The following is a 23,244-nucleotide window of genomic DNA, read 5'->3' as shown; positions in this document are numbered from 1 at the left end:
TCCCGCGGAAACATCGGTCTAGGGTCTGTACCTAAATAGCGCCACGTGATTCTCTTGCCTACGTGTTGATTCGGAGGCGAGAGAATGCGCGCTGGTTTGTTTTGGCTGAACGACAGGCAATGGGCGCGTATCGAACCGCATCTGCCGAGGGGACTGACGGGGCCGGATCGGGACGACGACCGACGCATCGTCAGCGGCATCATTCACATGCTGCAATCGGGTGCACGATGGCGTGATTGTCCACGTGAATACGGCCCTTACACGACGATCTACAATCGCTTCAATCGCTGGGCCAAGCGAGGACGATGGTGCGCAATCTTCGAAGCGCTGGCCAAGCCTGGCGAAGACGGCGTCGTACTGTCGCTCGACTCGACCTCGATTAAAGCTCACCGGTGTGCCTCCGGCGGAAAAGGGGGGAGCACAATCAAGCAATCGGCCGCTCGCGCGGAGGCCGCACGACAAAAATCCATGCGCTGAGCGATCCGCTCTGCCGGCCGGTCGTCCTGCATCTGACTCCAGGCCAGGATGCCGATATCGCTGCGGCTCCCGATGTCCTGGCGCTCGCGCCACCCATGAGCGTGCTCCTCGCCGACAAAGGGTATGATGGCGACAAGCTTCGCGGCGAAATCATTCGTCGTGGCGCCAAGCCCGTAATCCCCAATAAATCTAACCGTGTCGTCATCCATCGCTTCAACAAACGCGCCTACAAAGGACGAAATGTCATCGAACGCTGCTTTTGCAGGCTCAAGGACTTCCGGCGCATCGCCACGCGATATGACAAGCTCGCCCGTAATTTTTTGGCCGCTGTTCATCTCGCCGCTCTCGTCGCATATTGGCTCAATTGAGTCTGGACCCTAATGCTCCCATTACTGGCCCGCGCCAATTCCAGCGCGCGGGAAACGACAAGAGCGAGGGAGCAACGCCGCGATGGACAAGGGCATTTTTGCGGGGCTGAAGGTTTTGGACTGCGCGAGCTTCATCGCAGCGCCCGCAGCCGCCACCGTGCTGTCGGATTTCGGCGCCGACGTCATCAAGATCGAGCCGCCGGGCGCTGGGGACCCCTACCGCAATCTGCCGAACCTGCCGGGCTATCCGACCGGCGAGCACAATTTCGCCTGGCTGCTGGAAGCCCGCAACAAGAAGAGCATCGCACTCGACCTATCCAAGCCCGAAGCGCAGGCCGTGCTGTACAAGCTGGTGGAAGAGGCCGACGTCTTCATCACCAACATGCCGCCGCCCGTGCGCGCCAAGCTCGGCATCACCTACGACCATCTCGCCCATCTGAACGACCGGCTGATCTACGCCTCCTTTACCGGCTATGGCGAGAAGGGCGAGGAAGCCAACAAGCCCGGTTTCGACAGCAACGCCTATTGGGCCCGCTCCGGCCTGATGGACCTCGTGCGCGCCGACACCGACACCACGCCGGCGCGCTCGGTCGCCGGCATGGGCGACCATCCCTGCGCCATGGCGTTCTACGGCGCCATCGTCACTGCGCTCTACCAGCGCGAGAAGATCGGCAAGGGCTCGCACGTCGCCTCCAATTTGATGGCGAACGGGGTGTGGGCGGCGAGCGTGCTGGCACAGGCAAAGCTCTGCGGCGCCAAGTTCGGCGAGCGGCGGCCGCGCGAGCGCGCGCTGAACGCGGTCGCCAACCATTATCAGTGCAAGGACGGCCGCTGGCTGATCCTGTCGCTGCTCAACGAGGAGAAGCAGTTTCCGACGCTGGCCCGCTGCCTCGGACGCGAGGATTTGATCAACGATCCCCGCTTCGCCACCAAGGCCGACCGTCACGCCCGCTCGGTCGAGCTGATCAAGATTCTGGACGACACTTTCGCGACCAGGAATCTCGCCGAATGGCGGGAGATCCTCGACGGCAACGGCCTCGTATTCGGCGTCGTTGCCATTCTGGATGACATCCCGAACGACAAGCAGATGCTCGACAACGAGGTGCTCGTACCGTTCGAGAACGACACCATGCTCACGATCAACAGCCCGATCTGGATCGACGGCGCGAAGAAGGTGCAGCCGCGCAAGCCGCCCGCCGTCGGCGAGCACAGTGACGAAATTTTACGCGGCGCGGGATACCACGAGGCGGCGATCAAGCAGCTGCGGTCGAACGGGGCGGTGGGATAGGCCGGCGCGCCGGCGCTACTTCCGCGCGATCAAGCCGCTCACCAGCTCCAACAGCTCCGCCTTCGCCTCACGGCGGAAGCCGGCTCGGGGCGTGGCGAGCTGGCGAAAGAGCAAGCCAATCAGCGCCGAGACGAACAACTCGGCGTGGCGGCGTGGGTTTCGCGACTTCGCGGCTTTCAGCGCAAGCTCCGCACTCTGCCGCCACGTGTCAAACCATTCGGCGACCACGGGCCGATAGTGCTCTTGCCGCGCGGCGGCCAGGAAGGCCTCATAGCAGGCGACATGCGTCTCGGCTTCTGTGCTGAGCTCGCGGACGTAGAAATCGACCAGCGCGTCGATCCAGGCCTCCACCTCGAACGCCTTGTCCTGAAGGCTGAGAGCCAACGCACGCAGCCTGCCGACTTCGCGCGCCAGAGCGAACTGCAGGGCCGCCTCAACCAGCGCATCACGGGTTCCGAAATGATGCGTGACCGCACCGAGCGAAACCCTGGCCTCGGCCGCGACCGCCCGGTGAGTCACGCCGTCAAGTCCATGTCGCCCGATGATGCGCAGCGTTGCCTGCATCAGGGGCCGCTCGCGCTCGCCCGACTCTGTTTTTGAATCCCTGCTCATCCGGCCCAGCATCCAGCTCTTGACCCACGACAGAACAAATGTTCTGTTGCGCGGATCATATGTAATATGATTGCCCAGGCCCCCGAAGGCAAGGAGCGTTCAATGCCCAGCTACCGCCTCTACTATTTCCCCGAGTCAGGCAACAGCTACAAGCTCGCGCTGATGCTGACGCTCTGCGGCGAGACGTTCGAGCCGGTCTGGACCGATTTTGCCGGCGGCATCACACGCACGGCGGAGTGGCGCAAAGCCGTGAACGAAATGGGCGAGATTCCCGTGCTCGAGATCGACGGCGTGAAGATGACGCAGACCGCGCCACTCCTGCTGCAGCTTGCGGAGCGGTATGGCCGCTTCGGCGCCGAGAGCGCCGACGAAAAGTTCGAGCTCTTGCGCTGGCTGTTCTGGGACAACCACAAGCTCACCGGCTACATGGCGACCTACCGCTTCATGCGCGCCTTCACCGAGAAGAACGATCCGCAGGTGCTGAAGTATTTTCGCCGGCGGCTCGAGGACTTCCTCGGCATCCTCGACGGGCATCTCCAGCACAATGACTTCGCGATCGGGGCGAGGCCGACGGTCGCCGACATCTCGATGATGGCCTATCTGCACTATCCGAGCGACGAGCACGGCTTCGATTTCGCGGTGAGCCATCCCGCCATCCACGCCTGGCTCGGCCGCATGGCCGCGCTGCCCGGCTGGAAGCCGGCCTATGAGCTGCTGCCGGGCAAGCGGATGACGAATTACGCGAAGTGAGAGCGCTAGCGCCAAAGCCTTAGCGCCGTCATGGCCGGGCTTGTCCCGGCCATCCACGATCTTGAGCGTGGATACGAGAACGTGGATGCCCGGGACAAGCCCGGGCATGACGAAAGAGAGCGAAGCTACCGCAGCGACAGCCAGCCGAATGTGAACAGGATCCCGCCGATGATGACGGCCGCCGCGACCGCCCAGGTGCTGACGCGGACGCTGCCGGTGACCTGCTTGGCTTCCTCATTGCGCGCGATCTCGCGATTGCGCTCCTTATTCGCCTCGCTGGTATTCGTCATGAATCATCCAAATCGCTTGTTGGTTTAACGCGTCTTGATGAAGCACATGCCGATGCGGCGCGAGGCCGCAGCAGCCTGACAGGTGAGACCGTTAGCACAGCTCCATGACGTAAAACTCCTGTCGGGCGTTCCCGATCCCGCATCTTGCAAGGAACAATGCGCGCCCCAGCCGTCCTGATATTCGGTCCCGGCGAGTTCCTTACCTCCGCGGGTCTGCGGCCGGCTGGCAAATCCGCGTGAGAAATCAGGCCGCTTGCCGGAGGCGAACGCGGTCAGAATGTCGCGGCGGCGGAGCTGGTCGCCGAAGAAATGTGGCGAGGCCGGCACGATGGCGGAATTGGACGGGTTGTCGGCGAGCCAATCGACGCCAGGGAAATGAAAGCCGCCGATGCCGCGGGTCTGGTGGCAGCCGGCGCAGGTGACGTCGTTGAGACGACGCTGGAAACCGGCGACCGAGCGGACGTTCTGCATGTCGATGCCACGTGCCGCCGCCTGCTTCAGCGCGCTGACCACGTCATTGTCGGTGAAGACGGGATCGCCTTTGCCTTCCGCTTGTCCCTCTCCTTGCATCATGCCGAACTCGGGCTGCAGCGCAGAGGCATCGAGGCCGGCGGGAGTCGGCACCACCGCGGCCCTGGCCAGGAATTTCTCCGGGATCAGCACGGTGCCGCGATCGAACTCGCGCAGATGATCGGGCGCGAGCAGCCAGGCCTTGAAGTCGCGCCGGAGCGCATCGTCGGCGAGGATCCTGTCGCGGTCGATCTGGTTCTCCAGCGCCGATTCCTCGAACGTCTTGGTGGCAGCGTCGTACTTGAACACCTTGAGCAGATAGTCGGAGCGGAAATTGTGCAGCGCCGATTTCGGCGCCACCGAGACCTGGATGTTGGTCTCGATGCGGTCGAGCATGGCGTCGTAAGGGGGGATACGACTGCCGATCAACCCTTGCCAGTCGCCATTGTCGAGCCAGCGCCGGGCAACCTCGGCGCAGGTGACCGGCTTGCCGTTTCCGTCCGTCTGACGCGGATCGCGCGCCTTCATCACCAGGTTGAGCGTCATCGGCAGGCGCGTTGCGGTCTTGCCGCCATCGGGCCTGCTGTCGAAACGCGCAAGACGGTAGATCAGCCGGATCTCGCCGCAGGACTCTTCCGACACATAGGCGCGGTCCATGCGGTTGACGATCCCGGCCAGCACGAAACGCGTGTCACGCGATTTCAGATTGGCGCGGTCGAACAATTGCACGTCGAAACCCTCACCGACGCCGATGGTTTCGGTCGGATATGCCGCCTTGTACCGAGCGATGTAGCGGTCGAATTCCGCATCAATCGCCGGCGGAATCTCTTTCAGCTGCGGTAGCGACGCGAACATCAGGTCGGTCGTGAGGGGGACGTCCGCGTTCCGCTCCGGCGAGATCAGACGCGAGATCGTCAGCGTATTGTTCTGGTCGAGCTTGCGCAGGAGATCGGGATCGGTGATCGCAGTGCCGCGCGTCAGCCCAGTATTCTCCGCCGCGAATAGCGAAGCGACGCCGCCCAACAATGCGGCGGCAGCAATGAGAATTCGCAACGCGCGGCTCATGCCTCAGGTAACACCGCGCAGGGACGCCTATTCAAGTAAAAAGGCGCCTCACATGGTGGTGAAGCGCCTTTTTGAAAGTCGATAGCGAACGCTCAGCGCGACACGATCAGGCCCCTGCTGGTGACGACCACCCAGCGGCCGTCCTGACGACGGATCGCATCGACGCGACCGACGCCGGGGATGGGATCGCCGGGGTAGACCTCATAGAGCCCGTCGCGGCCCTCGATCAGCGCGCCGCCATTGCCGGCATTGCGCAGCCTCCAGCCTTCGATCGTCGGCAGACGCCCGACCTCGGTCTTGGGCGCGGCAGGCGCCGGTGCTGCTGCGGCGGTCGCAACCTGGGTCGGCGCGATCGAGCCGGTGGTCTCCCTGGCGGGAACTGCTGCAGCCTGCGCGGACGCTGCGGGCGATGTGGCGCGGAGCTTATCGACGGTCTCGGACAGTTTTGCGATCTTGGCCAGCGGCTCGGCCTGCGCCTTCTCGAGCTTGTCGAGGCGGTCGTTGGTCCGGTTGAACTGGCTGACGCCGGTTTTCGAGCTCTGCTCGACAGTGGCCCTTCAGCGCGACAAGGTCGGCATCGATCCGGGCGACCGAAGCATCCAGCGCGCTGGTGTCGGCGACCTGCACCGGCGCCTGGGCCGGGGCGGCGAAACGCATCATGCCGGCGGTCGCAAGCGCCCCGCTGATCGCGCCGACGCAGGCGGCGATCGCCACCACCGCGGCCATCGCAGACAAGCGGCGCTTGCCGCCGGTCTCGCGCGGCTCGTCCGCCTTCACATGGGGGGCGAAGTCCTCGCGGTCCCAGGACCGGTCCGAGGGCGCCATGACGATCAGCTTGCCCGGCTTTGGCTCGGGTTCGGCTTTCGCTTCGAGTTTCGGCACGTCGATCCGCGGCGGCTCGACTTTTGGAGCATCCGCCTTGACCGGATCCGGCTTGGGCGGCGCCTCGTGGTCGGGGGCGATCGAGGGGGCGTCGATACCGGCGGCAGCCGCGAGGGCCTGCGGCGCGGCGTCAGCAGCACCGGAATCCTGGGCAGCCTGGTCGGGCATTGGTTCGCTCACGGCTCAAATACTCCAGTCTGGATTGACCTTTTGGTAACTTTCATTGCTTGCGAAATCCTTACCTTCGGACCCGCTTACCGAAACTTTAGGAATTGATCCGGGGCCGAATTGGGCCGGGAAAATGGAACCGGCGTGGCGGGTGTGAAACAATTTGTAACCGGGGGAAGATGAACGGAGGCGCAACGCCCGGGCCGTTGCCCTTCGAGCTTCGTCGCGCTCGAACCTCAGGGTAACCGCGATGGAGCGAATGCCCGCTGCCTCCACGTCGTCACTACGACCGAGGGGCCGCCACCTGCAGCCCCAGATCACAGCCCGTCACATCACCACCGGCGCATCCGGCAGCTCGTTCGATTGCGGGCCCTGCGGCGGGAAATGCCGCGCCAGCTCGCGCGACACCGCCTCGATGCCGCCGATCACGCCGCGCTCGAAGCGGCCCGACCTGAACTCGGCCTCCATTGCGCGGCAGATGCTCTCCCACCCTTCGGCACCAACCTTCGCATCGATGCCGCGATCGGCGACGATCTCGACGTCGCGGTCGGCGAGCAGCAGATAGATCAGGACGCCGTTGTTGTGCGCGGTGTCCCAGATACGCAAGAGCGAAAACACGTCGAGTGCGCGCTCGCGCGCTGGCTGGTTACGGAACAGCGGCGCGCCGTCAAGCGCGCCTTCGACGACGAAGCGGACCTGACCGGAATGGGTCGCCTCGCCGCGCTTGATCGCCTGCTCGATGCGGTCGAGCACGGCTTGCGGGAAGATCTGCTTCGCCCGCCAATGATGCTGCACGAGATGCCTGGCAATGCGCTTGATGCTCATGATCGCTACCAGCTCCCCGAGGCGCCGCCGCCGCCGAAACTGCCCCCGCCGCCGCTGAAGCCGCCGCTACTCGACGATCCGCTGCTCCATCCGCCCGAAGAGCCGCTCGACCACGAGCTGCCGCGCGAGCGGCCCGTGCCCGGCGTCATCGCCGAAAACAGATCGGCGACAAATCCGATGATGAAACCGAGGGCTCCGAGGGCCGCGGCGAGCGCGGCGGAGCCGAGAATGAGCCAGGTCAGCGCGGCAATGATGCCCCCGGTCACCAATGATCCGAGCAACCGCCCCAGCGCGGCCCGGAAGAACCCACCGACCCCGATCGAGGCGAACAGCGTCACGATGAAGAGCGGCGCAAGGTCGTCCAGATTGCCGAAATGGACGGTCGGCGAGGGAACCGGCAGCGGCTCGCCGTCAACCACCCGGATCATCCGATCGACGCCGTCGGAGATGCCGCCGGCAAAATCGCCTGTCTTGAATTTCGGTGTGATGACCTCGTCGATGATGCGCCTTGACGTGACGTCGGTCAGCGCACCTTCGAGGCCATAGCCGACCTCGATACGCAAATGCCGGTCGTTCTTGGCGACGACGAGGATCGCGCCGTCGTCGATCTTCTTGCGGCCGATCTTCCAGGCCTCCGCGACCCGGATCGAGAATTGCTCAATCGTCTCCGGCTGCGTGGTCGGCACGATCAGGACCGCGATCTGACTGCCCTTGCGGTTCTCGAACTCAAGCAGCTTCTGCGACAGCGCGGCGATGTCGCTGCTGGAGAGCGTGCCGGTCCGATCGACGACGCGGCCGGTGAGTTGGGGCACGGCGACGTCGGCGAAGGCGGGGAACGCAAGGGCAAGGAAGAGCGCGATGACCGCTATCGCCCGCAACAAACTCGCTGTCATCGCCCGCGAAAGCGGGCGATCCAGTATTCCAGAGGTCGCCCTGCTTGAACCGTGAAGCCGCGGCGTACTGGATTCCCCGCTTTCGCGGGGAATGACGGCGGTGATTGAGGCTTGTCGCATTCGCAAAACAGCGCGCGCTTACTTCGATGGCGCCGGGGCCGGGTTGAAGTCCACCTTCGGCGCGGTCGAGATCGCGTTCTCGTTCTCGACCGAGAAGTTCGGCTTCTCCTTGTAGCCGAACGCCATCGCAGTGAGGTTGCTCGGGAAGGAGCGGATGGTGACGTTATACTCCTGCACCGACTTGATGTAGCGGTTGCGCGCCACCGTGATGCGGTTCTCGGTGCCCTCCAACTGCGACATCAGATCCTTGAACAGCGCATCGGATTTCAACTGCGGATAGTTCTCGGTGACGACCAGAAGCCGCGACAGCGCGCTGGAGAGTTCGCCCTGGGCTGCCTGGAATTTCTGGAAGGCGGCGGGATCGTTCAGCACCTCGGGGGTCGCCTGGATGCTGCCGACCTTGGCCCGGGCGTTGGTGACGCCGAGCAGCACGTCCTTTTCCTGCTGGGCAAAACCCTTCACCGAGTTGACGAGGTTGGGCACGAGATCGGCGCGGCGCTGATACTGGTTCACGACCTCGGACCAGGCAGCCTTGATCTGCTCGTCCTCACTCTGGATCGCGTTGTAGCCGCAATTGGTCAGGCTCAGCGAGGCCAGCGCCGCCAGCACGGTCAGGATCTTGCGCATCAAATTTCTCCCGGTGGAATCTGACGCAAACTACCAGATCGAGCACGCGAGACGCCAGAGCGCTCGAAAGCAGCCGGCTGACGCAAGCCTCTTGCCTATCGCAGGCCGACATAGTCAACTCCGGCAAAACAAAAGCGGAAACGCCGGAGGAGACGCCATGTCCTCGTTCGAGACCATCTTCGTGGAGAGGCCGGATCCGGCGATCACCCGGGTCGTGATGAACCGGCCCGAGGCGCGCAATGCGCAGAACCTGCAAATGACCTACGACCTCAATGCCGCTTTCGACGCGGCGGTGCAGGACGATGCGGTCAAGGTGATCATCCTCGCCGGCAATGGGCCGCACTTCTCGTCCGGCCATGACCTGCGCGCGGGCGGCAAGAATGCCGCAGGCGTCGATTTTCCGCCGATCGGACATTGGGGCGGTTTCGCCGAAGCCGGCGCCCATGGCCGCTTCGCCCGCGAGCAGGAAATATATCTCCAGATCACGCGGCGCTGGCGCAACCTTGCCAAGCCTGTGATCGCCGAGGTGCATGGCAAGTGCATCGCCGGCGGACTGATGCTGGCCTGGGCCTGCGACCTCATCGTCGCCAGCGACGATGCGCAGTTCTGCGACCCCGTCGTCACCATGGGCGTCTGCGGCGTCGAATGGTTCGTGCACCCCTGGGAACTCGGCCCGCGCAAGGCCAAGGAATTCCTGTTCACGGCCGACAGCTGGAGCGCGCAGGAGGCGCACCAGCTTGGCATGGTCAACCAGGTGGTGCCGCGCGCGGAATTGTCTTCGCGCGTGCTCGAGCTGGCGCGCCGGATCGCGGCAAAACCGTCCTTCGCGCTGAAGCTGACCAAGGAAGCGGTGAATCGTTCGGTCGACGTGATGGGCCAGCCGGCAGCGATCGACCAGGCTTTCGCACTGCACCAGCTCTGCCACGCCCATAATCTCCAGGAGTTCGGCATGATCGTCGATCCCTCCGGACTGCATCCCTCCGTGCGCAAGCCGCCGGCGGCCGCGGAGTAAACACGATGGACCTCAATCTGAGTGACGAGCAAAGATTGCTGCGCGAAAGCGCGGACCGCTTCGTGGCCGAGAGCTACGATGCCGATCACCGCCGCAAGATGGCGAACGACCCGCTCGGCTTCAGCCCTTTGGTGTGGAAACAATTCGCCGAGCTCGGCTGGCTGGCGCTGCCGCTTCCCGAGGAGTTCGGCGGGCTCGGCGGCGGCGCGGTCGAAATCGGCATCTTGATGGAGGCCTTCGGCCGCGGGCTGGTGTCGGAGCCCTATGTCGCAACCGCGGTGCTAGGCGCAGCGCTGATCGCGAGATGCGGCACCATCGAGCAGAGGCAGGCGAGCCTGCCCAAGGTGGCGGATGGATCACTGAAGCTTGCCTTTGCGCATTCCGAGCGCGCGGCCCGGTTCGATCTTGCCCAGGTCACGACCAGCGCCAACAAGACGGCGCAAGGCTGGCGCCTCGCCGGCAGCAAGGTCGCCGTGCTCGACGGACACGCCGCCGACCAGATCATCGTCTCCGCGCATATCCATGACCACCGAGGGCCGTCGGGGCGGATCGGCCTGTTCCTCGTGCAGGCGACGACGCCGGGCCTCGTCATCAGCGATTATCCGCGTCTTGGCGGCGGACGTGCCTGCAACATCGAGCTGTTCGACGTGCATCTGCCGGAAGACGTGCTGCTCGGTGACGGCAGCGATGCTCTGCCGGCGATCGAATGGGCCGTCGACCGCGCCATGGCAGCATTGGGTGCGGAAGCCGTCGGCATCATGCAGACGCTGCTGGACACGACGCTGGAATACACCAAGATCCGCAAGCAATTCGGCCGGCCGCTCTCCGCCAACCAGGTGATCCGCCACCGCCTCGCCGACATGGCGATGCAGGTCGACGAGGCCCGCTCGATGGCGCTGCGGGCCGCCCTGAAGGTGGATGCTGCGCCGATCGAGCGTGCCCGGGCTGCATCGGGCGCGAAAGCGAAGATCGGCAGATGCGCGCGCTTCGTCGGCGAGCAGTCGATCCAGCTCCATGGCGGCATGGGCGTCACCGAGGAGCTCGAGGTCGGCGCCTATTTCAAACGGCTCGTCGCCTTCGACACGCTGTTCGGCGGCAGCGCCCATCACTACGGCCGCCACGCCCAGCTGAGCCGCAGGACCGTCTCGGCCTGACACAGGAGCGCATCATGGACCTCTCGTTCAATGCCGAGGAGCGTGCCTTCCAGGACGAGGTGCGCGGCTTCATTGCCAAGAACCTCACCGAGGAGATGAAGCGCGCGACCGCGCTGACGCCGTCGGTGTTCTCCGACCCTGACATCGGCATGGCCTGGCAACGCGCGCTGCACCGCCAGGGCTGGGGTGCGCCCGGCTGGCCGGTCGAATATGGCGGGCCGGCCTGGACGCCGGCACAGCGCTGGATCTTCGAGACCGAATGCGCCCGCGCGGGCGTGCCCAATGTCAACGTGATGGGCGTGAAGATGGTCGGGCCCGTCATCATCGGCTTCGGCTCACCGGAGCAGAAGAACTTCTACCTGCCGCGGATTCTCTCCGGCGAGGATTACTGGTGCCAGGGTTATTCCGAGCCGGGCTCCGGCTCCGACCTGTCGTCGCTGAAGACGCGCGCGGTGCGCGACGGCGACGACTACATCATCAACGGCACCAAGATCTGGACCACGCATGCCCACCACGCCAACCGCATGTTCGCGCTGGTGCGCACCAGCGACGGCCCGCGGCAGCAGGACGGCATCAGCTTCATCCTGATCGACATGAAGACGCCGGGCATCACCACGCGCCCGATCCTGACCATCGGCGGCGACCACGAGGTCAACCAGGTGTTCTTCGACGACGTGCGCGTGCCGGTCACCAACCGCGTCGGCGAGGAAGGCAAGGGCTGGACCTACGGCAAATATCTGCTCGAGTTCGAACGCGGCGCGGGCATCGCCTCGGCCAAGCTGCGCGAGGGATTGAAGGCGATCGCGGATCTCGCCGAGTCCGATCTCACGGGCCGCGCCATCGACAGCCCCGACATCGCAACGCGCATCTCCGAGGTCGAGGTCGACATCGACGCGCTGGAGATGACGGAGCTGCGCGTGCTCTCGGCGCTGCAGACCGGGCAGAATCCCGGCGCGGTCTCGTCGATCCTGAAGCTGCGCAACAGCGAGATCCGCCAGGCCGTGACGCGGCTGGGCGCCGACGTGATCGGCCACGACGCGCTCGCCGTCGAGCCGATGCGCCCGCTCTACAAGCTCAACCACGAGCCGGCGACGCCCGAGGAGATGCTGACGGTGATGCCGGAATATCTCAACGGCCGCGCCTACACCATCTTCGGCGGCACGTCGGAGATCCAGCGCGACATCATCGCGAAGATGATGCTGGGGATTTAGGCCTCGTAGCCCGGACGGAGCGCAGCGCAATCCGGATAAGGGGAGCAGCCGTGCCCCGATATCCGCTGTCGTCCCCGCGAAGGCGGGGACCCATAACCCCAGGGAGAGGTTATGGGGTGAGCTGGTCACTCGGAGTCTTCGCCAAACTCCGCCCTGTGGTTATGGGTCCCGGGCTCGCGCTTTGCGCGCCCCGGGACGACGAGCTGAGTTTGGCGCAATAGCCTGCGCAACAGCTAGCGTACTTACCCCGCCGCCTTCGCGTCCCGGATCGCCTGCCAGATCTTCTGCGGGGTCAGCGGCGTGTTGAGCTGGGTGATGCCGAGCTCGGCGAGCGCGTCCATGACGCCGTTGGTGACGCAGGGCGGGCCGCCGATGGCACCGGATTCGCCGCAGCCCTTGGCGCCGAGCGGGTTGGTGCGGCAGGGCGCGGAATCGTCCAGCGTCACCTCGATCGGCGGGACGTCGTCAGCGCGCGGGATGCAGTAGTCCTGATAGCTGGCGGTGAGGAGCTGGCCGTCGGCATCGTAGGACACGCCTTCGTACAGCGCCTGGCCGATGCCCTGCGCCACGCCGCCGTGGATCTGCCCTGTCACCAGCATCGGGTTCACGGCGACGCCGACATCGTCGACCGTGGTGTAGCGCACCACCTTGGACACACCGGTCTCGGGGTCGATCTCGACCTCGCAGATATGCGTGCCGTTCGGCCAGCTCGGACCATCGACCTCGCCTTCGGAATCGACGCTGAGCCTGGCGCCGTTCTCCTTCTCGGCGAGATCGAACAGGCTGATGCGACGGTCGGTGCCGACCACAGTGAGCATGCCGCCCTGGTACTCGATGTCCTCGACCGAGGTCTCCAGCACGTTGGCCGCCTTCTCGCGCGCCTTCTGGATCAGATCATTGGAGGAGACCGCGACCGCCGTGCCGCCGACGAACAGCGAACGCGAGCCGACGCTGCCGAAGCCCATGGCGAGATCGGTGTCGCCCTGAACCACGTCGATCTTGTCCATGGGAATGCCGAGCGTGTCGGAGATCATCTGGGTGTAGGTGGTCTGCAAGCCCTGCCCCATCGCCATCGTGCCGGAATGCAGCACGACGCGCCCTTGCGAGGTCGCGTGCAGGCTGACCTTCTCGGTGTGCGCGCGGCCGCCGGTCCACTCGATGTAAGAGGTGAGTCCACGACCGTAGAGCAGGCCCTTCTTCTTCGCCGCCTTCTTGCGCGCGGCAAAGCCGTCCCAGTCGGCGAGCTTCACGGCCCGATCGAGCATGTGCGCGAAGGCGCCGGAGTCGTAGACTTGGCCCGCCGCGTTGGTGTAGGGCAGCTGCGCCGGCTTGATGTAATTGGCCTTGCGGATCGCGCGCGGATCCATGCCGATCTTTCGCGCGGCCGCGTCGAACAGACGCTCAACGATGAAGACGGCCTCGGGACGGCCCGCGCCACGATAGGCGCCGACCGGCGCGGTGTGGGTCATCACCGACTTCACCTCGAAATGCACCAGCGGCAGATCGTAGACGCCGGTCTGCACGAAGGGCCCGAGCACCAGCGGGATGATGTTGGCCGCACCCGAGGAGTACGCGCCGGTGCAGCCGATCGACTTGACGCGATAGGCCAGCACCTTGCCCTTCTCGTCCAGTGCGAAGGACGCCGTGGAGGTGAGATCGCGGCCGTGGGTGCCGCCGACGAATTCGTCGGTGCGGTCGCCGCGCCAGCGGATCTTCTTGTTCAGCTTGGTCGCGGCGTAGGCGACGATGCCGTCCTCCGGATAGAGGTTGGTCTTCTGGCCAAAGCCGCCGCCGATGTCGCCGACCAGCACGCGCACGCTGTCCTTCGGACGCTTCAGCACGGCTTCCGCCAGCACATCGCGGGTCGACGCCGGCGTCTGCGACTGCACATGCAGCAGGAGACGGCCGGACTTCTTGTCGATCTCGGCAATGGTCGAGCGCGGCTCCATCGCGGAAGGCACCAGGCGCTGGCTCACGAGATCGAGTTCAACGGTGTGCGCGGCCTTGGCAAAAGCCTCGTCCACCTTGGCCGCATCGCCATAGCTCATGGCGCCGACGATGTTGTCGGGCGCCTCCGGCCACACCACGGGCGCGCCGGGCTTCACGGCCTCGATGGGATCGACCACCGCAGGTTGAACGTCGTACTCGACCACGATCGCCTCGGCCGCGCTCTGCGCCTCGACCCGCGAAGAGGCCACCACCGCGGCCACGGCCTCGCCGGCATGGCGCACGACCTCGTGGGCCAGCAGCCGGCGCGGCGGCACCGTCATCGGCTTGCCGTCGGGGCGCTTGAAGATGTTCAGCGTCGGGATGGTGCCAACGTCGTCCTTGACGAGATCGGCCCCGGTGTAGATCGCGGCAACGCCGGGCATTCCGGCCGCGGCGCTGGCGTCGATCGAGACGATCTTCGCGTGGGCGTGCGGCGAACGCAGCACGTGCAGCCACAGCGCGCCGTCCTCCGGCTTGTCGTCGATGAACTGTCCCTTCCCGGTGAGCAGCCTCTGGTCTTCCAAACGCTTGACGGGCTGGCCCGCTCCGAAACGCAAATTGCCGGGAAGAATGTTCATTCCGTTATGTCCTCGAAATCCGGAAAACGACCGCGGCGGTTTTAACCGATTTTGCGGGCCAGACAACCGAGCCCTGGCACATCTGTAATGCGCGTCAGAGCCCCTTTGCTGGCGCGGATCGGCCGGCTAGGACCTGTCGATGTCGATGATGCCTATATTCACATCACGGCTGTCCGAGCCCCGCTTGACAGTGAGGCGAACGGTCTTCCCGGCGCCGGCCTGCTCGAGCGCATCGGTCAGGTCGGAGAGGCGCCGCACCGGCTTGCCCTCGACCGCGGTGATGATGTCTCCGACCGCTCCAGTCGAAAAATTGACACCGCGGATTCCCGCCCGCTCGGCAGGGCTGCCGGGGGCCGTCCGCACCACGATCACCCCTTCGACGCCAAGCCGGGTCGAAACATCCTCGCCTGCGGCCACGATGCCGATGCCGGGTGTCGGCACGCGACCGTTGCGAATGAGCTCGGGCACAATCCGGTTCACGACGTCGACCGGGACCGCAAAGCCGATGCCGGCGTTCGAACCGGACGGCGAAATGATCGCAGTCGTGACGCCGATCAGCCGGCCGGCAGAGTCGAGCAACGGTCCGCCCGAATTGCCGGGGTTGATCGCGGCATCGGTCTGAATGACGTTGGCAATCTCCCGACCGCCATGGGTCGGAAGCCTGCGCTTGAGCGCGCTGATAATGCCGCTCGTCATCGATTGATCCAGTCCGAACGGATTGCCGATCGCGAAGGCGGATTGCCCGACCTTCAGGTCGCTCGAACTGCCGAGAGCCACCGGCGGCGGAAGCTCGCGCACGCTGCGGATCCGCAGCACCGCAAGATCGTAATTGGGAGCCGTGCCGACGAGGTCGACCTGGGCCACCTCTCCCGAGGCAAAGCGCACGGCGATCTCGCCGCCACTGGCGACGACGTGATTGTTCGTCACGAGATGCCCGTCGCGATCCCACACGAATCCCGTGCCGGAAGAGCCGCCCTGGCCTTCCTCACCCATGAGAGGATTGGCCGCGGATTTCACCGCCACCTGGACGACCGAAGGAGACACGCGCTCGAAGATTTCGATGGTCGCCTTTTCGCCATCGGACAGCGGACCGCGCTGCTCGACCGCGCGTGCGGAGGGCGCCGCCCATGGGACAGGGACATGCAGGATCTTCGCGGCAGTGACGGCAAGCAGCAGGGCGGCGAAGGCTGCCGCGGCAATCGCGTAGCGACGATTCATCGGTGACCACCGTCTCCAGTGCGGAATGCGGCCTTGGGATGCATATGCATGGGGTGACAAATCCGGCTTACGCAGCAACGTCGCAAACGAACGGAAGTTTCCCCGGTTGGGCAGGTAAGGGCTTTCCTGGCTCATGCACGGGTGCCGGGGCATATTGCCGCGTGGTAAACAGCTAGGTCAGCTCGCGCAGCGCCATTTCCACGACCTTCCTTGCCTCGGCCGTGAGCGGCGCCTGCGGCGGGACGGGATCGCCGACGTCGTAGCCCCGGATCGAAAGCCCCGCCTTGATGCAAGCGGCGAGGTTGAAGCGGGCGAAAGCTTCGTTGATGCGCCACAGCCGGCGCTGCAGCGCCATGGCCTCGTCCCACCGTCCGGCCTTGCAGAACTCGTAGAGTGCGACGCTCTGGCGCGGAATGATGCAGGCCGGTCCCGCCATCCAGCCGCGGCCGCCGATCAGCATCACTGCGGCGGGGATATGGGCCGAGGCGGAGAAGACCCGCAAGGCATCGCCGCAGCGGTTCATGATCGAGAGCAGCCGGCCGGTGTTGGTCGAGGCATCCTTGATGTAGCCGATGCGCGGATGTTCGGCGAGGCGCGCAATGACGTCGAGGGTGAGATCGGAACGCTGAAATTGCGGATTGGTGTAGATGACAACGGGATGTCCACGGCATCGGCGATGGCGCGGAAGTAGGATTCGACCTGGGCGTCGGCGAGTGGGAAATAGGCTTCCAGGATTGCCAGGATGCCAGGATGCCAGCGGCGCCGAGCCTCTGGCAGGCCCTTGCCTGCGCCACCGCATCCGCCGTCGAGGTGGAGGCGACGCCGGCAACGACGGGCACGCGGCCCTGCGCGGCCTCGATCGTGGTCTGCACGATCGCCGTGCGTTGCTCGGCGTTGAGATAGGCGAATTCTCCGGTCGAGCCCAGCGGCGTCAGGCCGTGCACGCCGGCGCCGATCAGGTCGTCGCAGAGCTTTGCGAGCACGTTGGTCCGCACCGTGCCGTCGGCATCGATGGGCGAGACGAGATAGGGAAAGACACCGTGGAATTCGGACATGTCAGGTGCATTCGGGACATCAGGCCGCCATGGCGCGCCTCAATCGCTGCTAACACGGGGCAAAATCGCCAGCAAGCCTGTGCATTGACGACTTCTTAAGGACGTTGCGCAGCAACGATCATCTCGTGTCCCTTCCCTACCGCTTATTAGGAACAAGCAGAGATGGTGCCGGCCATGACTCTGACAATGTTGTCCAGATTCCTGCATCCCGATCCGCGCATCCGGCGCGAGCTCGTGGATCTCCTGTACACGTCGCTTCCGCAGGTGTCCGCCATTGGCGTCACGTCGGTGACGGGCGCAGCCGCGCTGACGCTCATGAGCGGCGATACCGGCTATGCCGTGATCTCGGTCTTCATCTTCATCACGGCCGCAGCCCGCATCGCTTCCCTGTTCCGGTACAAGTCGCGCTCTGCGCAGTTCTCCGATGCCGACGTGATCCGCTGGGAAGGGCTCTACGGCGCCGGCGCGTCCGCCTTCGGCCTTGCGCTGGGCATGTTGTCTTATCGCGCGCTCGAGCTCGACGACGGACCCGGCGCCTGGATCGCGTTCGGGCTTTCGATGTCCTTCTGCGTCGGCATGGTCTCGCGCGCGGCGATCCGCCCCTGGATCATCCTGACCACCGCCGCGGTGCTGTTGATGCCGACCATCCTGGCCGGCCTGCTCCGTCCCGAGTTCGCCTACAAGCTCGGCGCGATCATGCTGGTGTTCTTCTGGCTCACATTGCGCGAGGCGTCGAAACATCTCAGCGCCGCCTTCGTCGAGCGGCTCGAAGCAAAGCACCGGCTGGCGCGCCAGGCGACCCACGATTTCCTGACGGGACTGCCCAACCGCGCCGCGTTCTTCCAGGCGCTGGCGGAGACGCGCGGAAACTTCGCGATCATCGCCATCGACCTCGACGGCTTCAAGCCGGTCAACGATCGCCACGGCCATCACGTCGGCGACGATCTGTTGCGCCAGGTGGCGGAGCGGCTGTCGGTCTGCATCGGCGGGACCGGACTTGCCGCGCGCTTCGGCGGCGACGAGTTCATGATACTCAAGCCGGTTGCCGCCGGCGAAGCCGGCCGCGAGGAAGCGCTCGCCCTGGCGCGCCGGGCCATTCTCGATCTTTCGATCCCGTTCCTGCTGACCGACATTCCGGTCCGCATCGGCGCGAGCGCAGGAATTCTCGTCAGCGCCGGCGCTGCAACCGCCGGTGCGACGGCGCAGCTTCTCGAGCAGGTCGACGGCGCCCTCTACGCGGCGAAACGTGCTGGAGGCAGCCGCTGCGCGTGGGCGGATGAGGACATCCGCCTCGAACGCGCAGCAGGCTGAAGCTGCCGCCTTCGATCACGCCTTGAGCAGCCGCACCCGCGTGCCCCATGGATCGATCGCCTCCACGCCATTCGCAAGCGTGATGAGTTGCGCACCGCCCTTGCGCAGGCGTTCCTCCTGTGCGGCGAGAATGTCCTGCTTCGCCGTCACCAGCGAGAACCATGCAAGGCCCGTGGTGGCATCGTCGCGCCGGCCCGCGCCCTGGCTCTGCCAGACATTCATGCCGAGGTGATGGTGATAACGGCCCGACGACAGGAACGCGGCGCCGCTGCGCTTGCGCGTCGGATCAAGGCCGATCGTGCCGTGATAGAAGCTCTCGGCCTGCGCGAGATCGCCGACGCGCAGATGCATGTGGCCGACGCGCAAGCCGTCCGGCGCCCTGGCATAGTCGGCGACGCGTGTATTGGTCAGCGACAGCAGGTCAGGGATGTTGAGCTCGTCGGTCGCCATCTTGACGCTGCCTTCGCTCCATTGCCATTGCGAGGGATCGCGGTCGGCATAGACCTCGATGCCGTTACCCTCGGGGTCGTCGAGATAGACGGACTCGCTGACGAGGTGATCGGCAAAACCCGACAGCGGCACGCGATGCGAGGCGGCATGCACCAGCCAGCGTGCGAGGTCTTTTCGCGTCGGCATCAGGAAGGCGGTGTGGTAGAGGCCGGCGGCATTGCGCGGCTCGATTTCCGCATCGGGACGGGCCTCCAGCACCAGCAGCGCTATGCCGGCCGTGCCGAGCTTCGCGGCGGTCGCCGAACGCTCCATCACGGCAAGCCCGATCACGTCGCGGTAGTAGTCCGCAACCTTGTCGAGATTCTTCACCCGCAGCGTCACCATGCCGACCCGCATCGGCGTGCGGCTGGCAAAGGTCGGCCCGCCGCCTTGAGGAACGCCCTCGGCGCGCGCCGCGGCTGCGGCCGCCATCGCGAGCGAGGTTGCACCGGCGAGTTGCAGCAGGGTGCGGCGGGTGAGATCGATGGTCATCGGTCAGGGCTCGTTCAAAATGGTTGAGGCCATGCGGCGCAATGTCGGCCGATTGCTACACGTTCCCGTGAGCGGGTCCCAATCACATGTTCGTCGGCCGCGCGGAGGGAAGTCCTGGCCACCCGGCCAGTTTCGCACGCGCCCGCGATATCCCAGATTGAGGACAGCTTACAGGAGCCTGCCATGACCGCCCCTACCCCCCTGTCTTCCCTGTCGTCCGCCCTCGCGGACATGGTGGCGCGCACGGCGCCCTCCGTCGTCTCCGTACATTCGCACCGCTCCCGCGCCACCGGCTTCGCCTGGAAACCCGGCCTGATCGTCACTGCCGACGAGGCACTGGCGGACGAGGGCGCGGTCGAGATCGGCCTTGCCGACGGAAGCACCGCAGCCGCCACGATCGCCGGCCGCGACCATACGACTGACATCGCGCTGCTGCGCGTCGATGCCGCCGTCGCGCCGGTCAAGCTCGCCGCGACGGTCCCGCCGCTCGGCGCTTTGTCGGTGGTGGTCGCCACCAATCGCGAGACGCCGAGCGCCGCGCTCGGGATGGTATCGGCATCCGGCAAGGGTTGGCGCTCCTTACGCGGCGGCGACATCGACGCCCGGATCGAGCTCGACGTCCGCCTGCGCGGCAGCCAGCAGGGCGGCCTCGCGCTCGATGCATCGGGCGAAGCCTTCGGCATGGCCGTGCTCGGACCGCGGCGCGTCCTGGTGATCCCGGCGGCGACGATCGAGCGCGTCGCGGCGCAATTGGAGGCGCGCGGCCGCATCGCGCGGGGATATCTCGGCCTCGGGCTCCAGCCGGTACGGCTCGACGACGGCATCGGCGCCATGGTGATGAATGTCGACAAGGCCGGCCCCTCGGCCGCGGCCGGCATCCGTCAGGGCGACGTGATCGTCGCGGTCAACGACCAGAAGCTGTCCGGCGTGCGGGCGCTGGCGCAAACGCTCGGACCTTCGAGCGTCGGCTCGGTGGTCGATGTCGCGGTGCTCCGCGGCGGCGAGCCGGCCAGCTTCAGGGTCACGGTCGCCGAGAGGCCGGAGGCGTGAGCGAGGACAAGACGGCCGAGATCGTGCTCGCGCTGGAGATCGACAACCCCGCCCTCGCCGATCGCCTGACGGCGCTGCTCGGCAATATCCCCGGGCTTCGTCTCGCCGCGCTCGGCGAGCAGGCCGCCGCGGCGATCGTCGCGCGCGATCCGCGCATCATGCCCGAGGACATCACGCTGACGCAGCGCGAGCTTGACGTGCTGGCGCTGATGGCGGAAGGTGCCTCGAACAAGATGATCGCGCGTCAGCTCGGCATCTCCGTGCACACCGTGAAGTTCCATGTCGGCTCGCTGCTGGACAAGCTGGACGCGACCGGCCGCACCGATGCAGTCGCGCATGCGGCACGGCGCGGCGTGATCGAGCTTTGACGCCGCCCAGCCTCACGGCGCTGACGCCGCCGGGAAGCTGAGCTCGACCGTCAGGCCCGGCGCATTGTCATGCAGCGCGATCTCGGCGCCATGAAGGTGCGCGACCGCGGCGACGAGGCTGAGGCCGAGGCCATTGCCCGGCGTGTAGCGGCTCCGTTCGAGCCGGTAGAAGCGCTTGAAGACGTGATCGCGCTGCCCGGCGGGAATGCCCGGACCGTCGTCGGCAATCGTGATCACCGCAGCGCCATCGGTTCTGCGGCAAGTCACGGTCACCTGCCCGCCCTTGCAGCCGTGCTTGATCGCGTTGTCGACGAGATTGGCAATGGCGTCGAACAGCAGGTCGCGGTCGCCCGTGATCGCCACGTCGCGTTCTCCGGCAAGGCTGAGATTTGTAGCGACCTGCTCGGCGGCGGCATCGTAGAGCTCGACCACCTCGCCGGCGATCTCGGCGAGATCAAGCGCGCGGAAGGCGCCGGTGCGGGCGCGGGTCTCGATCTCGGAGATCCGGGTAATGGAAGTGAACATGCCGAGCACGGCATCGAGATCGGCGATGGTGTCCCCAATCAGCGCGGCGTCGGTCTCGCTGTTGCGTGGGGCGTGATAGGCCTTTTCCAGCCGGCCGCGCATGCGCGTCAGCGGCGTCCGCAGATCGTGCGCGACGTTGTCGCTGACCTGCTTGACCTCGCCCATCAGCGTCTCGATGCGGTCGAGCATCTGGTTGAGGTTCTCGGCGACGCGGTCCCACTCGTCGTTGCTGCCGCGCAAGGGGATACGCTGGTCGAGGCCGGAGAGCATGATGGCGCGGCTGGTGGCGTTGATCTGTTCGATCCGTCCGACCGTGCGCCGCGTGACCAGCACGGCCGCGAGCCCGGCGAGCACCAGCAGCAGCATGGCGACCGCGACCATCGCGAGCTCGATCATGCCGGTGAAGCCGTCATGATCGACGGCCCCGCCGAGCCGGCGCTCTACATAAGCGAGCGTCCCGAAATAGACATAGGCCATGATGGCCGCGACGATCAACCCGAACGCCGCGATCGCGATCAGGGCGAGGCGAAAGGTCGAGGAGCGAAGGGTCTTAGCCAGGAGCACGGAGGCAATATCCGATGCCGCGGATGGTGTGGATCAGCGGATAGTCCTGGGCATCGTCGACCTTGCGACGAACACGCCCCACATAGACGTCGATGATATTGGTCGACGGATCGAAATGCAGGTCCCAGACGTGCTGAAGCAGCATCGCGCGAGATACGACGCGGCCCTCGTTGCGGACGAGATATTCGAGCAGCTGGAATTCGCGCGGCAGCAGCGGAATCTTGCGGCCGCGGCGGGAGGCAGCCCGTGCGATCAGGTCGATCGCGAGATCGCCGACGCGCAGCAGCGTCTCCTTGGCGATGGTCTCGCTGCGGCGGCCGAGTGCTTCGAGCCGCGCCAGCAATTCGGTGAAGGAGAACGGCTTGACGAGATAATCGTCGCCGCCGGCGCGCAGTCCGCGCACGCGGTCGTCGACTTCGCCGAGCGCGGAGATGATCAGGAACGGCGCGGCGACGCCATCGTCGCGCAACTGGCGCATCACGCTGATGCCGTCGATATCGGGCAGCATGCGGTCGATGGTGATCACGGCATAGTCACGCGCGGCGCCGTGGCTCAGGGCTTCGCGGCCATTGGCTGCGAGGTCGACGTCGTAGCCCGAAACGGTCAGCTCCTCGACGAGCTGACCTGCGGTTTCCGGATCGTCCTCGACGACCAGGATGCGACGGTGACCTCCGCTCATGACAAGCTCCGCGCGACGATCGCCACCAGACTATCCCGTTCCGGGGCTGAGCGGAACCGCCCGGTGGCGATCGCGACAATGGTGCGGTACGGCGATGCGACTACCAGTAGTCTCCGCACACATTGACCCATTGCCACCCATAGGGCGTCCAGCTCCTGCTCCAGCAGCCGTCATTGTAGCCGCCGTAGAAATAGGGCGCGCCGAAGACGGCAAAACGACGGAAATGGTGGCGATGGAAGCCGTGGCGGCCGTGCCAGCCTGCGCCGGCGAAGCGCGGCCCGATCGCCGCATGCGCGAAACGCGCGCCGCCGAAGGCAGGCCCGCCGAAACGTGCGCCGCCAATGCCGCCGGCCCGCATGCCGCCGAAGCCGCCCGCGTGCATGCCACCGCCGAAATGGCCGCCGCCACCGAAATGGCCGCCATCGCCAAAGCCGCCATGACCTCCACCGCCGCGCGCGAGCGCCGGTGAAGCGACTGCCATCATTGCTGCGATCAAGGTCGCCGTGAGGCTCTTGAGAAGCCTGTCGTTCATGAAAACGTCCTCCTTGCAGCGCGGCAGCCCCCATGCCGCGCGAGGAGGATGAGATGAGAACAAGGAGCTGGCGCCTTCAACTTACAAATGCGCCAGATTCTGACGCGCAAGTTAAGGAAGCGAACCCGCGATCTCTCCTCGT

Annotated in this window: 21 protein-coding genes and 2 pseudogenes; 9 read left to right on the top strand and 14 right to left on the bottom strand. The window is 65.8% G+C overall.

Translation table 11 applies throughout. From position 1 onward, the window contains the following. The first annotated feature begins 84 nt into the window (after positions 1-84). Together ABIF91_RS23440 and ABIF91_RS23435 are read left to right on the top strand one after the other, a co-directional pair. Positions 85-845 (top strand): IS5 family transposase gene (locus ABIF91_RS23440; RefSeq protein WP_110115998.1). Its coding sequence is split into 2 segments (ribosomal slippage): positions 85-424 and positions 424-845, totalling 762 coding nucleotides; the frame shifts between segments, so codons are not numbered across the junction. Positions 846-927: 82 nt separating this feature from the next. After that, on the top strand, positions 928-2,133 hold the full coding sequence (locus tag ABIF91_RS23435; protein WP_424579421.1) for a CaiB/BaiF CoA transferase family protein: 1,206 nt from the start codon (positions 928-930) through the stop codon (positions 2,131-2,133). Between the two features lie 15 nt (positions 2,134-2,148). On the opposite strand, the gene ABIF91_RS23430 is transcribed toward ABIF91_RS23435, so the two are convergent. Next, entirely contained in the window at positions 2,149-2,745 is a 597-nt protein-coding gene (locus ABIF91_RS23430; RefSeq protein ID WP_028179352.1) for a TetR/AcrR family transcriptional regulator, read from the bottom strand. Positions 2,746-2,847: 102 nt separating this feature from the next. On the opposite strand from ABIF91_RS23430, the gene ABIF91_RS23425 reads away from it, so the two are divergent. Next, on the top strand, positions 2,848-3,495 hold the full coding sequence (locus ABIF91_RS23425; RefSeq protein WP_028179351.1) for a glutathione S-transferase family protein: 648 nt from the start codon (positions 2,848-2,850) through the stop codon (positions 3,493-3,495). 125 nt (positions 3,496-3,620) lie between these two features. Here the strand turns inward: ABIF91_RS23425 and ABIF91_RS23420 are convergent, their stop codons facing one another. The 6 genes and pseudogenes from ABIF91_RS23420 to ABIF91_RS23395 form a co-directional block, all read right to left on the bottom strand. Beyond that, a complete protein-coding gene (locus ABIF91_RS23420) occupies positions 3,621-3,785 on the bottom strand; it encodes a hypothetical protein (RefSeq protein WP_162832032.1) in 165 nt (54 codons plus the stop codon). A 24-nt stretch (positions 3,786-3,809) separates the two neighbouring features. Beyond that, a complete protein-coding gene (locus tag ABIF91_RS23415) occupies positions 3,810-5,360 on the bottom strand; it encodes a hypothetical protein (protein ID WP_028179350.1) in 1,551 nt (516 codons plus the stop codon). A 92-nt stretch (positions 5,361-5,452) separates the two neighbouring features. Continuing rightward, positions 5,453-6,410: pseudogene (locus tag ABIF91_RS23410) on the bottom strand (hypothetical protein). Between the two features lie 327 nt (positions 6,411-6,737). Then, positions 6,738-7,235 carry a TPM domain-containing protein gene (locus ABIF91_RS23405; protein ID WP_028179348.1) on the bottom strand — a complete coding sequence of 166 codons (498 nt, stop codon included), beginning with the start codon at positions 7,233-7,235 and terminating at the stop codon, positions 6,738-6,740. 5 nt (positions 7,236-7,240) lie between these two features. Continuing rightward, positions 7,241-8,128 (bottom strand): TPM domain-containing protein, encoded by an 888-nt coding sequence (locus ABIF91_RS23400; RefSeq protein ID WP_035718006.1) that lies wholly within the window; start codon positions 8,126-8,128, stop codon positions 7,241-7,243. 138 nt (positions 8,129-8,266) lie between these two features. Further along, positions 8,267-8,875, bottom strand: a complete 609-nt coding sequence (locus ABIF91_RS23395; protein WP_028179346.1) for a LemA family protein — start codon at positions 8,873-8,875, stop codon at positions 8,267-8,269. Positions 8,876-9,032: 157 nt separating this feature from the next. On the opposite strand from ABIF91_RS23395, the gene ABIF91_RS23390 reads away from it, so the two are divergent. From ABIF91_RS23390 to ABIF91_RS23380, 3 genes are read left to right on the top strand one after another with little or no spacing between them, the layout of a single operon-like run. After that, positions 9,033-9,887, top strand: coding sequence for an enoyl-CoA hydratase (locus ABIF91_RS23390; RefSeq protein WP_028179345.1), 855 nt, complete (start codon positions 9,033-9,035; stop codon positions 9,885-9,887). Positions 9,888-9,892: 5 nt separating this feature from the next. After that, positions 9,893-11,041 (top strand): acyl-CoA dehydrogenase family protein, encoded by a 1,149-nt coding sequence (locus ABIF91_RS23385; protein ID WP_028179344.1) that lies wholly within the window; start codon positions 9,893-9,895, stop codon positions 11,039-11,041. A gap of 14 nt (positions 11,042-11,055) precedes the next feature. After that, positions 11,056-12,252 (top strand): acyl-CoA dehydrogenase family protein, encoded by a 1,197-nt coding sequence (locus ABIF91_RS23380; RefSeq protein WP_028179343.1) that lies wholly within the window; start codon positions 11,056-11,058, stop codon positions 12,250-12,252. A gap of 242 nt (positions 12,253-12,494) precedes the next feature. Here ABIF91_RS23380 and ABIF91_RS23375 read toward each other — a convergent pair whose 3' ends face one another. From ABIF91_RS23375 to ABIF91_RS23365, 3 genes and pseudogenes are all read right to left on the bottom strand, one after another. Continuing rightward, the gene (locus ABIF91_RS23375; protein ID WP_035674782.1) at positions 12,495-14,819 is read right to left on the bottom strand and encodes a xanthine dehydrogenase family protein molybdopterin-binding subunit; all 2,325 of its coding nucleotides are present in this window, start codon (positions 14,817-14,819) and stop codon (positions 12,495-12,497) included. A gap of 126 nt (positions 14,820-14,945) precedes the next feature. Further along, a complete protein-coding gene (locus ABIF91_RS23370) occupies positions 14,946-16,037 on the bottom strand; it encodes a S1C family serine protease (RefSeq protein ID WP_028179341.1) in 1,092 nt (363 codons plus the stop codon). 172 nt (positions 16,038-16,209) lie between these two features. Further along, positions 16,210-17,092, bottom strand: a pseudogene (locus ABIF91_RS23365) (dihydrodipicolinate synthase family protein). Positions 17,093-17,266: 174 nt separating this feature from the next. Between ABIF91_RS23365 and ABIF91_RS23360 the strand changes: the two are divergent. Continuing rightward, the gene (locus tag ABIF91_RS23360; protein WP_035695607.1) at positions 17,267-18,403 is read left to right on the top strand and encodes a GGDEF domain-containing protein; all 1,137 of its coding nucleotides are present in this window, start codon (positions 17,267-17,269) and stop codon (positions 18,401-18,403) included. A 15-nt stretch (positions 18,404-18,418) separates the two neighbouring features. Here the strand turns inward: ABIF91_RS23360 and ABIF91_RS23355 are convergent, their stop codons facing one another. Next, the gene (locus tag ABIF91_RS23355; RefSeq protein WP_028179338.1) at positions 18,419-19,384 is read right to left on the bottom strand and encodes a VOC family protein; all 966 of its coding nucleotides are present in this window, start codon (positions 19,382-19,384) and stop codon (positions 18,419-18,421) included. Positions 19,385-19,567: 183 nt separating this feature from the next. Here ABIF91_RS23355 and ABIF91_RS23350 point away from each other — a divergent pair, with 183 nt between their 5' ends. Both ABIF91_RS23350 and ABIF91_RS23345 read left to right on the top strand, forming a co-directional pair. Further along, a complete protein-coding gene (locus ABIF91_RS23350; RefSeq protein WP_028179337.1) occupies positions 19,568-20,434 on the top strand; it encodes a S1C family serine protease in 867 nt (288 codons plus the stop codon). Next, the gene (locus tag ABIF91_RS23345) at positions 20,431-20,802 is read left to right on the top strand and encodes a response regulator transcription factor (RefSeq protein ID WP_424579420.1); all 372 of its coding nucleotides are present in this window, start codon (positions 20,431-20,433) and stop codon (positions 20,800-20,802) included. The genes ABIF91_RS23350 and ABIF91_RS23345 overlap by 4 nt, the downstream gene beginning before the upstream one ends. Positions 20,803-20,814: 12 nt before the next feature. Here the strand turns inward: ABIF91_RS23345 and ABIF91_RS23340 are convergent, their stop codons facing one another. The 3 genes from ABIF91_RS23340 to ABIF91_RS23330 form a co-directional block, all read right to left on the bottom strand. Beyond that, positions 20,815-21,891, bottom strand: a complete 1,077-nt coding sequence (locus tag ABIF91_RS23340; RefSeq protein ID WP_028179335.1) for a sensor histidine kinase — start codon at positions 21,889-21,891, stop codon at positions 20,815-20,817. Continuing rightward, a complete protein-coding gene (locus ABIF91_RS23335) occupies positions 21,878-22,570 on the bottom strand; it encodes a response regulator transcription factor (protein ID WP_028179334.1) in 693 nt (230 codons plus the stop codon). Before ABIF91_RS23335 ends, ABIF91_RS23340 begins: the two co-directional genes overlap by 14 nt. A gap of 100 nt (positions 22,571-22,670) precedes the next feature. Further along, positions 22,671-23,102 (bottom strand): hypothetical protein, encoded by a 432-nt coding sequence (locus tag ABIF91_RS23330; protein ID WP_028179333.1) that lies wholly within the window; start codon positions 23,100-23,102, stop codon positions 22,671-22,673. Positions 23,103-23,244: the final 142 nt, after the last annotated feature.

Source organism: Bradyrhizobium sp. USDA 241 (assembly GCF_049739505.1).
GTDB lineage: Bacteria > Pseudomonadota > Alphaproteobacteria > Rhizobiales > Xanthobacteraceae > Bradyrhizobium > Bradyrhizobium liaoningense.
The sequence above is the reverse complement of the archived record's forward strand: the minus strand, read 5'-3'. Positions and strand labels throughout refer to the sequence as shown.

Bases quoted from the DNA above. Each gene is read 5' to 3' on its own strand.
- ABIF91_RS23435 (WP_424579421.1), top strand. From the start codon at position 928: ATGGACAAGGGCATTTTTGCGGGGCTGAAGGTTTTGGACTGCGCGAGC.
- ABIF91_RS23430 (WP_028179352.1), bottom strand. From the start codon at position 2,745: ATGAGCAGGGATTCAAAAACAGAGTCGGGCGAGCGCGAGCGGCCCCTG.
- ABIF91_RS23425 (WP_028179351.1), top strand. From the start codon at position 2,848: ATGCCCAGCTACCGCCTCTACTATTTCCCCGAGTCAGGCAACAGCTAC.
- ABIF91_RS23420 (WP_162832032.1), bottom strand. From the start codon at position 3,785: ATGACGAATACCAGCGAGGCGAATAAGGAGCGCAATCGCGAGATCGCG.
- ABIF91_RS23415 (WP_028179350.1), bottom strand. From the start codon at position 5,360: ATGAGCCGCGCGTTGCGAATTCTCATTGCTGCCGCCGCATTGTTGGGC.
- ABIF91_RS23405 (WP_028179348.1), bottom strand. From the start codon at position 7,235: ATGAGCATCAAGCGCATTGCCAGGCATCTCGTGCAGCATCATTGGCGG.
- ABIF91_RS23400 (WP_035718006.1), bottom strand. From the start codon at position 8,128: ATGACAGCGAGTTTGTTGCGGGCGATAGCGGTCATCGCGCTCTTCCTT.
- ABIF91_RS23395 (WP_028179346.1), bottom strand. From the start codon at position 8,875: ATGCGCAAGATCCTGACCGTGCTGGCGGCGCTGGCCTCGCTGAGCCTG.
- ABIF91_RS23390 (WP_028179345.1), top strand. From the start codon at position 9,033: ATGTCCTCGTTCGAGACCATCTTCGTGGAGAGGCCGGATCCGGCGATC.
- ABIF91_RS23385 (WP_028179344.1), top strand. From the start codon at position 9,893: ATGGACCTCAATCTGAGTGACGAGCAAAGATTGCTGCGCGAAAGCGCG.
- ABIF91_RS23380 (WP_028179343.1), top strand. From the start codon at position 11,056: ATGGACCTCTCGTTCAATGCCGAGGAGCGTGCCTTCCAGGACGAGGTG.
- ABIF91_RS23375 (WP_035674782.1), bottom strand. From the start codon at position 14,819: ATGAACATTCTTCCCGGCAATTTGCGTTTCGGAGCGGGCCAGCCCGTC.
- ABIF91_RS23370 (WP_028179341.1), bottom strand. From the start codon at position 16,037: ATGAATCGTCGCTACGCGATTGCCGCGGCAGCCTTCGCCGCCCTGCTG.
- ABIF91_RS23360 (WP_035695607.1), top strand. From the start codon at position 17,267: ATGACTCTGACAATGTTGTCCAGATTCCTGCATCCCGATCCGCGCATC.
- ABIF91_RS23355 (WP_028179338.1), bottom strand. From the start codon at position 19,384: ATGACCATCGATCTCACCCGCCGCACCCTGCTGCAACTCGCCGGTGCA.
- ABIF91_RS23350 (WP_028179337.1), top strand. From the start codon at position 19,568: ATGACCGCCCCTACCCCCCTGTCTTCCCTGTCGTCCGCCCTCGCGGAC.
- ABIF91_RS23335 (WP_028179334.1), bottom strand. From the start codon at position 22,570: ATGAGCGGAGGTCACCGTCGCATCCTGGTCGTCGAGGACGATCCGGAA.
- ABIF91_RS23330 (WP_028179333.1), bottom strand. From the start codon at position 23,102: ATGAACGACAGGCTTCTCAAGAGCCTCACGGCGACCTTGATCGCAGCA.